The sequence below is a fragment of the Streptomyces sp. NPDC048389 genome (assembly GCF_040706335.1).
Classification (GTDB): domain Bacteria; phylum Actinomycetota; class Actinomycetes; order Streptomycetales; family Streptomycetaceae; genus Streptomyces.
The window spans coordinates 1-12333 of the sequence record NZ_JBEZKP010000092.1 but is presented as its reverse complement, the minus strand read 5'-3'; the positions used below and the strand labels follow the sequence as shown (position 1 = coordinate 12333).

General features: G+C 72.9%; 10 protein-coding genes and 1 pseudogene. 8 read left to right on the top strand and 3 right to left on the bottom strand.

Features of this window, described 5'->3' with window-relative positions:
* Positions 1-367: 367 nt before the first annotated feature.
* Genes AB0903_RS33290 through AB0903_RS33280 form a run of 3 tightly spaced genes read left to right on the top strand, consistent with a single transcriptional unit; the run spans position 368 to position 3645 of the window.
* Positions 368-1393, top strand: a complete 1026-nt coding sequence (locus tag AB0903_RS33290; RefSeq protein WP_366708485.1) for a glycosyltransferase family 9 protein — start codon at positions 368-370, stop codon at positions 1391-1393.
* A gap of 18 nt (positions 1394-1411) precedes the next feature.
* Complete coding sequence (locus AB0903_RS33285) at positions 1412-2377, top strand: glycosyltransferase (RefSeq protein ID WP_366708486.1); 966 nt, start codon at positions 1412-1414, stop codon at positions 2375-2377.
* Positions 2374-3645: a glycosyltransferase gene (locus AB0903_RS33280; protein WP_366708484.1), complete on the top strand. Its 1272-nt coding sequence runs from the start codon at positions 2374-2376 to the stop codon at positions 3643-3645. The genes AB0903_RS33285 and AB0903_RS33280 overlap by 4 nt, the downstream gene beginning before the upstream one ends.
* Before the next feature lie 158 nt (positions 3646-3803).
* Here AB0903_RS33280 and AB0903_RS33275 read toward each other — a convergent pair.
* Positions 3804-4352: pseudogene (locus AB0903_RS33275) on the bottom strand (MFS transporter); the annotation flags it as partial.
* A 386-nt stretch (positions 4353-4738) separates the two neighbouring features.
* On the opposite strand from AB0903_RS33275, the gene AB0903_RS33270 reads away from it, so the two are divergent.
* Positions 4739-5485 (top strand): SDR family oxidoreductase, encoded by a 747-nt coding sequence (locus AB0903_RS33270; protein ID WP_366708483.1) that lies wholly within the window; start codon positions 4739-4741, stop codon positions 5483-5485.
* Positions 5476-6300, top strand: a complete 825-nt coding sequence (locus AB0903_RS33265) for an SDR family oxidoreductase (RefSeq protein ID WP_366708482.1) — start codon at positions 5476-5478, stop codon at positions 6298-6300. The genes AB0903_RS33270 and AB0903_RS33265 overlap by 10 nt, the downstream gene beginning before the upstream one ends.
* Positions 6301-6392: 92 nt before the next feature.
* On the opposite strand, the gene AB0903_RS33260 is transcribed toward AB0903_RS33265, so the two are convergent.
* The gene (locus tag AB0903_RS33260; RefSeq protein WP_366708481.1) at positions 6393-7808 is read right to left on the bottom strand and encodes a GH1 family beta-glucosidase; all 1416 of its coding nucleotides are present in this window, start codon (positions 7806-7808) and stop codon (positions 6393-6395) included.
* 505 nt (positions 7809-8313) lie between these two features.
* On the opposite strand from AB0903_RS33260, the gene AB0903_RS33255 reads away from it, so the two are divergent.
* Complete coding sequence (locus AB0903_RS33255) at positions 8314-10542, top strand: glycoside hydrolase family 9 protein (RefSeq protein ID WP_366708480.1); 2229 nt, start codon at positions 8314-8316, stop codon at positions 10540-10542.
* Between the two features lie 95 nt (positions 10543-10637).
* Here AB0903_RS33255 and AB0903_RS33250 read toward each other — a convergent pair whose 3' ends face one another.
* On the bottom strand, positions 10638-10985 hold the full coding sequence (locus AB0903_RS33250) for a peptidase inhibitor family I36 protein (protein WP_366708479.1): 348 nt from the start codon (positions 10983-10985) through the stop codon (positions 10638-10640).
* 276 nt (positions 10986-11261) lie between these two features.
* On the opposite strand from AB0903_RS33250, the gene AB0903_RS33245 reads away from it, so the two are divergent.
* On the top strand, positions 11262-11681 hold the full coding sequence (locus tag AB0903_RS33245; protein WP_366708478.1) for a hypothetical protein: 420 nt from the start codon (positions 11262-11264) through the stop codon (positions 11679-11681).
* Positions 11633-12220, top strand: coding sequence for a hypothetical protein (locus tag AB0903_RS33240; protein WP_366708477.1), 588 nt, complete (start codon positions 11633-11635; stop codon positions 12218-12220). The genes AB0903_RS33245 and AB0903_RS33240 overlap by 49 nt, the downstream gene beginning before the upstream one ends.
* Positions 12221-12333 lie beyond the last annotated feature (113 nt).

Below are 12333 nucleotides of genomic sequence, written 5' to 3'. Positions count from 1 at the left end.
CCCCGGTCCCCTTGCCGATGTCCTTGGCGGCGGCGCCCGACGCGCCAGGGGACTGGCGGGGGGCGCCCCCCAGGTTCGCGCCCCCCCCCCCGGTCGGCGGCGTCCCGGCGGCCCCCCCGCTATCCCGCGGCGGTACGCAGCCGGGGCCGGCGTCCGCCCCGCCCCGGCCCGGCCGCGCGACGGCTGCGACACACACCGTCCGCGCCGCCGGCGGCCCCGGTGCGGCGATCGCCGCACCGACCGCCGTGCGTGACCCCGTGGTCGCCGTACCGGCCGGTGCCTCCGGTGGCGGTACGCCCGGGACGGCGGCGCCGGACACGGCCGCCCCGGTGCGGCCCGGCAACGGCGTCGTGGTGGAGGAGGGGCGATGAGCAGGCGGCCCAGAACCCTGGTGGTGCGGCTCGACAGCGCCGGTGACGTGCTCCTCGCCGGCCCCGCCGTGCGGGCCGTCGCCGCCGGCTCCTCGCACACGGCCCTGCTCTGCGGCCCGCACGGAGTGCACGCGGCGCAGCTGCTGCCCGGGGTGGACGAGGTGCTGGTCCACGACGCGCCGTGGGTCGGCCTCGAACCCGCGCCGGTGTCGTACGAGCAGACCGAGCGGCTGCTCGAGACGCTGCGCGCCGGACGGTACGACCGGGCTCTGGTCCTGGTGTCGTACCACCAGAGCCCGCTGCCGATCGCGCTGCTGCTGAAGCTCGCCGGCGTGGGCTGGACCGCCGCCGACAGCGAGGACTACCCCGGCGCGCTGCTGGACCTGAGGCACTGCCGACAGCCGCACCGCCACGAGGCCCTGGCCGCTCTCGACCTCGCCCTGGACTCGGGCTTCGCCCTGCCGCCCGGCGACGACGGCTCGCTGCGGATCTCCGCACCGCCCGCGACCACGCACCTGACCGGACCCGAGCCGTACGTCGTACTGCACCCGGGCGCCGCCGTCCCCGCCCGCGCCTGGAGCGCCGACCGGGCCGCACGCGCCGCGGCCGCCCTGTCGGCGGCCGGGCACCGGGTCGTGGTGACCGGCGGCCGGGCGGAGAAGGACCTGACCGGCGCGGTGGCGGCCGACCACGCGCTCGACCTCGGCGGTGCGACGGACCTGCACCAGCTGGCCGGTGTCCTGGCCGGCGCGCGGGTCGCCGTGGTCGGCAACACCGGGCCCGGCCATCTGGCCGCCGCCGTCGGCACGCCGGTCGTCTGCCTTTTCGCCCCCGTGGTGCCGGTCGAGCGCTGGCGCCCCTACAACGTGCCGCACGTGCTGCTGGGCGACCAGCACGCACAGTGCGCCGGCAGCAGGGCCCGCAGCTGTCCCGTCCCGGGGCACCCCTGCCTCGACGGCATCGGCAACGCCGAGGTGCTCGCCGCCGTGGCGGCCCTCGGCTCTGATGCGGCCGAGACGTAAGGAGCGAGGAGCGTGACGATGAACATCCTGCTGTGGCATGTGCACGGCTCCTGGACGACGGCGTTCGTGCAGGGCCCGCACACGTATCTCGTCCCGGTCACCCCGGCCCGCGGCCCCGACGGCCTCGGCCGTGCCCGCACCTTCTCCTGGCCCGACGCGGTACGCGAGGTGACGCCGGAGCAGCTGCGCGACACCGCCGTCGACCTGGTCGTCCTGCAGCGGCCGCACGAGGCGGCACTCGCCGAGCGATGGCTCGGCGGCAGGCGCCCCGGCCGCGACGTGCCGGCGGTCTACCTCGAACACAACGCGCCGGACGGCGACGTGCCGGGCACCCGGCACCCCTGCGCGGACCGCGACGACCTCACCCTGGTCCACGTCACGCACTTCAACCGGCTGTTCTGGGACAACGGGTCCACCCGCACGGAGGTCGTCGAGCACGGCATCGTCGACCCCGGCCACCTCTACACCGGCCGGCTGGAGCGCGCGGCGGTCGTGGTCAACGAGCCCGTACGGCGCGGCCGGTACACCGGGACCGACCTGCTGCCCGCACTCGCGCAGGCCGCACCGCTCGACGTCTTCGGCATGGGCACGGAAGGGCTCGCCGAACACCTCGGCCTGCCGGAGGAACGCTGCCGCGCCGCCGATCTGCCCCAGCAGCAGCTGCACGGTGCCATGGCCGAGCGCCGGCTCTATCTGCATCCGGTCCGCTGGACCTCCCTGGGCCTGTCGCTTCTGGAGGCCATGCACCTCGGCATGCCGGTCGTCGCCCTCGCCACCACGGAGGCCGTCGAGGCGGTCCCCGAGGGCACCGGGACCCTGTCGACCCGCCCCGAGGTCCTCGCCGCCGCCGCCCGCCGGTACCTGCACGAACCGGAGGCCGCAGCACAGGACGGCGCCCGAGCCCGCCAGGCGGCGCTGCGGCGCTACGGACTCAAACGCTTCCTCGACGACTGGGAGCGCCTGATGACGGAGGTGTGCTCATGACCGACCGCGATCTCATCGGCACGGAAGCGCTGTCCATCGCGCTCGTGTCCGAGCACGCGAGCCCGCTGGCCGCACTCGGCGGGGTGGACGCGGGCGGCCAGAACGTCCACGTCGCGCGCCTGGCGGGCGCACTCGCCGACCGAGGCCACCGGGTCACCGTCTATACCCGGCGCGACGCGCGGGACCTGCCCGACCTGGTGCCGCTGAGGGCCGGTGTCGACGTCCGCCATGTGCCCGCCGGCCCGCCGGAGGCGATCTTGAAGGACGAACTCCTGCCCCACATGCTCGGCTTCGGCCGCCACCTGGCGCGCGAGTGGCAGAACGGCCCGCCGGACGTGGTGCATTCGCACTTCTGGATGTCGGGTCTCGCCTCGCTGCACGCCGTACGCGAACTGGAACTGCCGCTGGTGCACACGTACCACGCGCTCGGGACCGTGAAGCGGCGCCACCAGCGGCACGCGGACACCAGCCCGCCGGCCCGGATCGCCTGCGAGAAGGAGGTCGGTGTCGGCTGCGACCGGATCATCGCCACCTGTCGCGACGAGGTCGCCGAGCTCACCGCCATGGGCCTGCCGGCCGAGCGGGTGGACGTCGTGCCGTGCGGCGTGGACACCGACGCGTTCACCCCGCACGGGCCGGCCGCCGCGCGCGGCGCGTACCGCCACCGACTCGTCCAGATCGGCCGGGTGGTCCCTCGCAAGGGCGCGGCCGTCTCCGTCACCGCGCTGACCCGGCTGCCCGGCGTCGAACTGCTCGTGGTCGGCGGGCCGTCGGCCGCGAGGCTCGACGACGACCCCGAGGTGCGCCGCCTGCGCGACCTCGCGCACGGCCTCGGCGTCGCCGACCGGGTCCGCTTCACCGGAGCGGTCCCCGGCGGGGATGTCGCACCGCTGCTGCGCAGCGCCGACGTGGTGCTCTGCCCCGGAGACTACGAGCCGTTCGGAATCGTTCCGTTGGAGGCGATGGCCTGCGGCAGGCCCGTCGTCGCCACCGCCGTCGGCGGTCACCTCGACACCGTCGCGGATCCCGCCACCGGGCGGCTCGTGCCGCCCCGTGACCCGGACGCGCTCGCCCGGGCCGTCGCCGGGCTGCTCGCCGATCCGGCGGCGCGGGAGGCATGCGGAGAGGCGGGACGGCGACGGGTGCTCGGCAGGTACGGCTGGACGAAGGTCGCCGCCGCCACCGAGGCCGTGTACTTCGGTGTGCTCGCCGCGAGGCCCGCACCGCAGAGGGCCCCCGGAGGGGCGTGGGTGACCGAGGTGATGTGACCCGCCGGCGAACCGCCGATCGCCAACGAGACCGCGCAGCACCGACGTTCGAAGGAGGTGCGGGAACGCCAGGCGTCCCCGGGACGCGCGGCACGCCCCCGGCCGGCATGAACGAAGCACTTGCAAGCGAGGCCGCGCACCGGCACTGCCGGTCGCTCCAGGAACGAGACACCGTTGGCCGCGTAGGCGGCGGCCGTACCGAAGAAGCCGACGGTCACACCGGCGAGCGCCGCGCCCGCCAGTCGGCCCGCGTTGTGCACCAGTGAGCCGACACCGATCGCGGAGGGCACGTCCTCGGTACGGACGAGCTCGTTGCCGAGCAGGGCGCAGGCCGGGCCGTCGACGGTGGCGATGACGCCCGTCACCGCGGCCAGCGCCATCAGGACGCCGAGGTTCAGCTGGTCCGTCGCCACGAGGAACGCCGTCAGGAAGGCGACGGCGCCGAGCAGCGCCTGGGTCACCGCGGCGGTCAGTTTGCGGGGCCGGCGGTCGACGGCGGCACCGCCCACCAGGCTCATCAGCAGTCCGGGCGCAGCCTGCACCGACATCGACAGTCCGGTCGCTGCGGCCGACCCGGTGATCTGGAGCACCAGCAGGTTCTGCACGGTGAGCTGCATCCAAGTACCGGCGTTGGAAACGAAGTTCGCGACGGACCACCAGCGCATGCTCGGGTACCCGAAGCAGCGCCAAGGAGAGGTGCCGCCCAGGAAGCGACGTGCGAGGCGGCCGGCAGGGGCGGCGGCGGGGGCAGCGGAGGAGGAAGCAGGCACGATGAGATCACTCGGGGTGACGAGCCCCCGAGGGACCCATGTGGCGGAACGCGGTGGAAGCCTGCGACGCCGGCTGCACTGCACGGCCGCTCCACCTTCGATGGCGCTGACCATCGTGGCAGACGGCTCCCGACACGTGCCTCCCCCGGGCGCTGCCGATACCTCGCCGGGTACCCGAACCCTTGTGCCGACTGGGATCGAGCACTCCTGGTGGGCTTGCTCACAGGTACCGCAACCGGCCGGACGGCCCCTGCCCCAAGTGCCGTCCCCAGTTGCGCGGGTCACAGTGAGAACGCACGAAGGCCCCGAAGGAAGGCAGAGCATTGAACGGCGGAGTGCAGGTGGACCTCGACGGCAGGCAGGCCCTGGTGACCGGCGGTGCGCGTGGGCTGGGAGCCTCCATCACCCGCAGACTCGCGGGCGCCGGCGCGTCCGTGCTGGTCGCGGACGTACGCCGGGACCTGGCGGAGGAGCTGTGCGAACAGGTCGCGGCAGACGGAGGCAAAGCGGACTTCGTGGCGATGGACGTACGGGACGCGGACGCGGTCGCCGACGTCTTCCGGGAGCTGGAGGAGGACGGCGGTCACATCGACGTCCTCGTCAACAACGCGGCCGTCGACGTCTCCAAGCCGATCGAGCACCTGACGGCGACGGAGGTGACCCGGGTGGTCACCACCAACCTGCTCGGGCCGATGTTCCTCTGCCTCGAGAGCTACCGCCGGATGGTCGCCCGCGGCGGCGGCCACATCGTCAACATCCTCTCCACCGCCGCGAACCGCACGTGGCCGGAGGCGGGGCCGTACGCCGCCGGCAAGTCCGGTCTGCGCGCGTTCACCCACACGCTCTTCCAGGAGGCACAGCGCGACTGCCCGGGGATCGGTGTCACCGGCGTCATCGCGGGCGGCATGGCCACCCCCTTCATTCTCGAGCGCTTCCCGGACGCCGACCTCGGCATGCTGCAGAGCCCGGACATCGTCGCAGACACGGTCCTCTACGCCCTGTCCGTCCCGGACACCAGCGCCGTCTCCGAGCTGGTCGTCGTGCCGAGGAAGGAGCCCTCATGGCCGTGAGCCCCGCGGGCCCGGGACGGGACGGGCAGGCCCGGGTCGCCGTCGTCACCGGCTCGGACTCCGGCATCGGGCGGGCCACGGCCGTCCGGCTCGCCGCAACCGGTATGGACGTCGGGATCACCTTCCACACGGATCGAGAGGGTGCCGAGGCCACGGCGGAGGAGGTGCGCGCCCACGGGCGGCGTGCGGCCGTCGCCCACATGGACCTCACCGTCCTCCCGGACGCCGCGGACGTCATCGACCGGCTCGCCGGCGAACTGGGCCGGCTCGACGTGCTCGTCAACAACGCGGGCACCGGCACCGCCACCCCCTTTCTCGATCTGGACCTCCGCACGGTCCGTCAGGTCCTCGACGTGGACCTCGTCGGCCCGTTCCTGTGCGGCCAGCGGGCGGCCCGCCGGATGATCGGCCAGGGGGAGGGCGGCCGGATCGTCAACGTCACCTCCGTCCACGAGCACCAGCCGCGGGTCGGCGCCGCGCCGTACTGTGCGGCCAAGGGTGGTCTCGGTCTGCTCACCCAGGTGATGGCGCTCGAGCTCGCCGAACACGGCATCACCGTCAACTCCGTCGCACCGGGGGAGATCGCGACGCCCATGACCGGCCAGGAGGACGAGGACCCCAGGGCCGCGGAGCGCCCCGGCATCCCGATGCGCCGTCCCGGCGACGCGCGGGAGGTCGCCGCGGTGATCGCCTTCCTCGCGGGTCCGGACGCCGGATACGTGACGGGGGCGTCGTGGTCGATCGACGGCGGGATGCTGCGCATGGGGCCCATGGCGGGCTCCCATCTCCAGGACGACTCCTGGCGCCGGCCCTGAGCCTTCTGGCCGAACCGCGTTCTACGACGCCCCGTGAGGACCGCCCCCGCCCCCTCGTGCGGGGGCGGCCTCGTCACGGGGTCTCGCCGTCGTCAGTCGGGGAGCGCGTTGGCGAGGGCAACGCTGCCGTACCAGAGGGCGCTGCGCTTGGGGGTGCGCTGCTGGGACTCGAAGTCCACGCGGACGACGCCGAAGCGCATCCCGTATCCCTCGGCCCACTCGAAGTTGTCGAGCAGCGACCAGAGGAAGTAGCCCCGGACGTCGGCACCCTCTTCGATGGCCCGGTGCACGGCCCGCAGATGCCCCTCGATGTACGCGGCGCGGTCCGCGTCCTCGATCCGGCCGTCGGCCTCGACGGTGTCGTCGAAGGCGGCGCCGTTCTCGGTGATGTACATCTTCAGCCCCGGGTGGTCCCGGTGGATGCGTACGAGCTGGCGGCGCAGACCGTCCTCGTCGATCTCCCAGCCGATACCGGTCCGGGGGAGCCCGCGGTCGATGAAGCGCACGTCCTCCGCCCCGGGCCAGGGGGAGGGCCCGTCCGGCTCGCCGCCTCCGGCGACCCGGTAGGAGGTGTAGTAGTTGACGCCGAGGAAGTCGACCGGCGCGCCGATGATCTTCTCGTCGGCCGTCTCGATGTGGCCGGTGCCGCACACCCGCTCGAAGTGCTCCCGCACGTCCGCCGGGTACGAGCCCTCGACCACCGGGTCCAGGAAGAGGCGGTTCTGCAGCAGGTCGATGCGGTGCGCGGCGTCCAGGTCCGCGGTGCTCCCGGAATCGGCGTCCACCGGATAGAAGTTGAGCGTGATGCCGACTTCCGCGTCCGGTGCCGCCGACGCGCGGATGGCGGGGACCGCGAGACCGTGGCCGAGCAGCAGGTGGTGGGCGGCGCGCAGCGAGCCGGCCGGGTCGACTGCGCCGGGCGCGTGGATGCCGTTGCCGTAGCCCAGGAAGGCCGCGCACCACGGTTCGTTGAGGGTGCCCCAGAACTTCACCCGGTCGCCGAGTGCCTCGCTCACCAGTTGTGCGTACTCGGCGAAGCGGAACGCGGTGTCCCGGCTGCGCCAGCCGCCCCGGTCCTCCAGCGCCTGGGGGAGATCCCAGTGGTAGAGCGTGAGCGCGGGCTGGATGCCCTTCTCCAGCAGGGAGTCGACGAGCCTGCCGTAGAAGTCGAGGCCGCGCGGGTCGGCCGGGCCGCGGCCGTCCGGCTGGATGCGCGGCCAGGCGACGGAGAAGCGGTAACCGCCGACGCCGAGCTCGGACATCAGGGCGACGTCCTGCTCGTACCGCTCGTAGTGGTCGGCGGCCACGTCGCCGTTGTGGCCGTTCGCCACCTTGCCGGGAGTGTGCGAGAACGTGTCCCAGATCGACACTCCACGGCCGTCCCGGCCCGCCGCTCCCTCGATCTGGTACGCGGAGGTCGCCACTCCCCACAGGAATCCAGGGGGGAAGGAGGCTGCGGCCGGCGTGCGCGCGAGCGCTGTGGGGACCGGATCGTTCTCTGCGGTCATCGTCATCCTCTGATCGGTCGATCGCCGGCGGCGGGCCGGGGCCCGCGGCGGCCGGGCAGGTCATGGTGCGGGGCTGCTGAAAGCGCTCCCGCTCCGACGACCGGCAGCTCTGGGGCGGGGCAGGCGGAAGGCCAGAGCCGCGTCAGTCGGAATGGGAGCGCTCCCATGAGATTCCGTCAGTCTGTGCGGGTTGTCAAGGGTCCGGTGTTCTGCCGCGGTCATTGACACGGGCCGCGCGAACCGCTTCATTGGTCCGCGGTGCCGCACCAGTGGTGCTCGACCTGCTCGCCCCCTCGGGTGGCGGCGGGTCCGGGCTGCGGCGAGGTCGCGCCGCTGGTGTGGGAGCGCTCCCGCAGTCGGAGTCGTCCGCCGTCCTGACCCGGTCGGTGGCGGCTCCTTGCTGGGAGCGCTCCCGTTCGCGTCGGCCCCGCCGGCTCCGTATGTATCGGGCTCAGAACCGCCCGCACGCGTCCGCTTCCGTCCCCCCACCCAGGAGGCTCGTACGATGCTCCGCGCCGTCCGCTCCCGCCCGCGCCGCCGTGCCCGCCCCCGTGCGGCCGCCGCCGTGGCCGCCGTGCTCACCGCCACCCTCTTCACCCCTGTCCTGGGTGCCTCGCCCGCTGCGGCCGACAGCGATCCGAGCCCGGTCCGGGTCAACCAGATCGGCTATCTCACCGCGGCCGACAAGATCGCCACCGTGGTGGCCGCCCCCACCTCCCCGCTCGCCTGGCAGCTGCGTGACGCCGCCGCGGGCGCCCTGGTCGCTTCCGGCACGACCCGTGTGTACGGCGACGACCTCGCCTCCGGCGACCACGTGCACCAGGCGGACTTCTCCTCCGTCACCCGCCCCGGCGACTACCGGCTCACCGTCGAGGGGGCCGGTACGAGCGTGCCCTTCGCCATCCGGAACACGGCTCTCTACCCCCGGCTGGGCCACGAGGGCATGCAGTACTTCTACTTCCACCGGATGGGCACGCCCGTGGAAGGCCGGTACCTCCAGAGCGGCGCCCATGCCCACGCCGCGCTCCACCCCGGCGACGCGTCCGTGCCCTGCTACGACAACTGGTGCGGCGGCGAGCGGTTGAACGTGGCCGGCTCCTGGGCCGACGCCGGCGACTTCGGCATCTACCCCGTCAACCACGCCATCTCCGCGTGGACCCTGCTCAACCTCTACGAGCGCGACCCCGCCGCGTACGGAGACGGCAGCCTGTCCCTCCCGGAGCGCGGCAACGGCCGGCCCGACATCCTCGACGAGGTCGAGTACGGCTCGCGCTTCATGTCAGGGATGCTGCCCGCCACCGGACTCGCCTCCCACAAGGTGCACAACCACACCTGGAGCGCCTTCCCCGTCACCGACATCGACGCGGAGAACGCCCTCGCCCGCTCCGCCATGCCACCGTCCACCAACGCCACCTACGCCGTCGCCCGCACCAACGCCCAACTCGCCCGTGTCCTGCGGCAGTACGATCCCGCCCGCGCCGACGAGCTGTGGGCGAGCGCCAGGACCGCATGGCAGCGTGCCGAGGCGCAGCCCGACGTCGACTACGCGACCGACTCGGACGCGGAGGGCGGCGGCGACTACCCCGACGGCAAGAACAGCGACGACCGTTACGCCGCCGCGGCCGAGCTCTATCTCACCGCGCACCAGCGGTCCGACGGCGCGGCCGCCGGCTACCGCTCGGCGGTCACGGGCTCGCCGCACTACGGCCAGGTGGGGCAGTTCGACTGGGCCGAGGTCGCCACCGCGGGGACACTCTCCCTGCTCACCGTCGCGGCCGACCTGCCCGCCGCCGACACCGCGAGGATGCGCGGCAATGTGACGGCGTTCGCCGACTCGGCCGTCACCACCCTGAACGCCGAGGGCTACCCCTCCCTCATCCCCGGTTCCGCGCCGTATCCGTGGGGCTCCAACTCGTTCATCGTCAACCGGATGCTGCTCCTCGGTACCGCCCACGACCTGACCGACGACATCCGGTATCTGAAGGCCATGCACCGCGGCATGGACTATCTGATGGGCACCAACGCCATGCGGCTGTCCTATGTGACCGGCTACGGCGAGTACGCCGAGTCCGATCTGCACGACCGGATCGCCTGGGGCGCGTACCCCGCCACTCCGTACCCGAAGGGCTGGCTCTCCGGCGGCCCCAACAACGAGAACATCAACGACCCGGCCACGCCCACCGGCCGACCGGCCGCGAAGTCCTACGCGGGCCCGGGCACCGCGCCGGAAGCCTGGGGCTCCAAGGAGAACACCGTCAACTGGAACGCGCCGCTCGTGTGGACGGCGACGTATCTGGACCGGACCGCGGATCGGCTGACGGCCGGTGAACCGCAGCCCGGCGCCCAGCTGCTCTCCCAGGGCAGGCCCGCGTGGGCGTCCTCGTCGGAGAACGGCGGGCTCACCCCGCAGCTCGCCGTCGACGGCCGTGACGACACCCGCTGGAGCAGTGCCTTCCGGGACGACCAGTGGATCAACGTCGACCTGGGGACATCCCGTTCCGTCTCCCGCGTGGTGCTCAAGTGGGAGGCGGCGTACGCCCGATCATTCCGGCTCCAGATCTCCGACGACCCCGGCTTCGGGACCTGGACCGATCTGTACGCCACCTCCGGCGGTACGGGCGGCACCCGGTCGCTCGACGTCGCCGGCCAGGGCCGCTACGTCCGCCTGCTCGGCGAGACCCGCGCCACCCCGTACGGCATCTCGCTCCACGAGTTCCAGGTCTACGGGCGCTGACGATCCGCCTCGTTCCGGGGCCTCGGCCCCGGAACGAGGCGGCGGCCTCCCGGCACGCCGGAAGGCCGCCGCCGACGGACGCGCCGGCGTGAGAGTCAGCAGACCCGGATGCCGTCGGCCTTGTCGTTGTCGGCGCTGCCGACGTAGGAGTCCTTCGACGGAGCGGTGGAGGACCAGAGCTGAGACCAGGAGCTGCCGGTCCAGTTGTAGACCCTGGTGACGGTTCCGCGGGACTGGTTGTTGTGCCAGGACGACGTCTTGTCGATGAAGTTCCAGCTGGAGAGGTTGACGAAGCCGCAGTCCGACCAGGTCAGTCGACGGCCGTCGTAGTTCGCGTGCTCGTAGAGACAGGTCCACAGGTAGTCGCAGTTGGCCGTACCGAGCGTCCCGACGGGCTCGTCGACGGCGCGGGCCTGCTTCTCGCCCGGGAGCGGGAACGTCATGATCGCCTTACCGTCGTGCCAGGAGACCTGGTTGACGCCGATCTGCTTGCCCCCGGGGTGACGGCCATCTGCTCGTCTATCTGCTTCTGCAGACCGGCAACCTCACTCCGGTCCAGGCCGGCCAGCTCCGCCTCTGCCGCGATCGTGCCGTCGAGCGTGGTCGCGGCAGAGGTGGAGCCGGTTACTCCGAGGACGCTGAGCGCGCCCGCAGAAAGAGTGACCGCCAGCTTCGCCTCGGTGGTCGTCCCGGCTCTGCGCGGGTCGGGTTTGGTTGACGTGGAGGCAGCAGAAGGTGGGTACGGCCAGGACGACGGTCTGAAGTGCAAGGTGCTGCCTCAGTGGGCGGCGCAGGACGTCGTCGGGCACCCGCTGAACCTGGCGAAGAAGGAGTACGCCACCTTGTGGCGGCTGCTGGAGGCGGTGATGGGGCCGGGCTGGACGCACCGGGACGGGCGGGTGACGCCTGCCGGGCTGATCGGTACGCGTACCGGTCGGGGTGCGGCGACGGACCGGCTGGCGCTGCTGTTGCTGGTGCTGGAGGCGCGGGAGACCGGTCGGGTGCGGCAGTGCGGCGGGACGGTGGACACCAAGCGCGGCCGGGCGGCGGCGACGGTGGCCCGGCTGCTTCGGCGTCGGCGGGGGAGCGGGTGCTGGAGCGCCTGGAGGACCGGGAGCTGGTGCTGCGGGTACGGCTGAAGACGGGCTCGGGCATGCCGAATCGGTCGCGGCTGATGGTGCCGGCGGTCGCCGCCGCGCACGGCCGCACGGTCGCCGACGACGTCCAGGAGGGCCGTGCGGAGGTCCTGGAGCCCGATTTTTCAGACCCCGACGTGACGGCAGGGCCTAGTGAGGCCCTGGAGGCGGAGGCGGAACTGCAGGTCAGCGGCACGTCTGTGACGGATGAGCCGGATGTTGCAGACCCCGATGTTGCGGCAGCCCTTCACACTGACCACCCTCACCTGGTTACTCCCATCGTTGATCTCTCGCTCTCAGGGGGCTTTTCCGGCGAAGGCCGTGGGGGTCAGGGCCGTCGGCCGGAGCGCGCGTGCGTGCGCGAGGCCCAGGCCGTCGACAGCGAGACCGGCATCGCCGGTTCCGGAAGCTCGGTGGCCGGGGTTGGCCCGCTTCGCGGTGAAAAGCCGAAGAAGTCACCAGTCGAGGAGCAGGAGCAGGCGGGCGCCGTCGCTGCTGGTGCCGGTGCCCGGCTGACGGTCATGGGTGGTCGAAAGACGTAGCAGCGGGGCAGGTCGAAGCCAACACCGTTGCGTTTACGTCCTTGAGCGGTTCGCAAGTCCGTGTTCGAAGAACGTGACGGTGGTGTGGAGGGTGTAGTTCTGGCTGGTCGTGG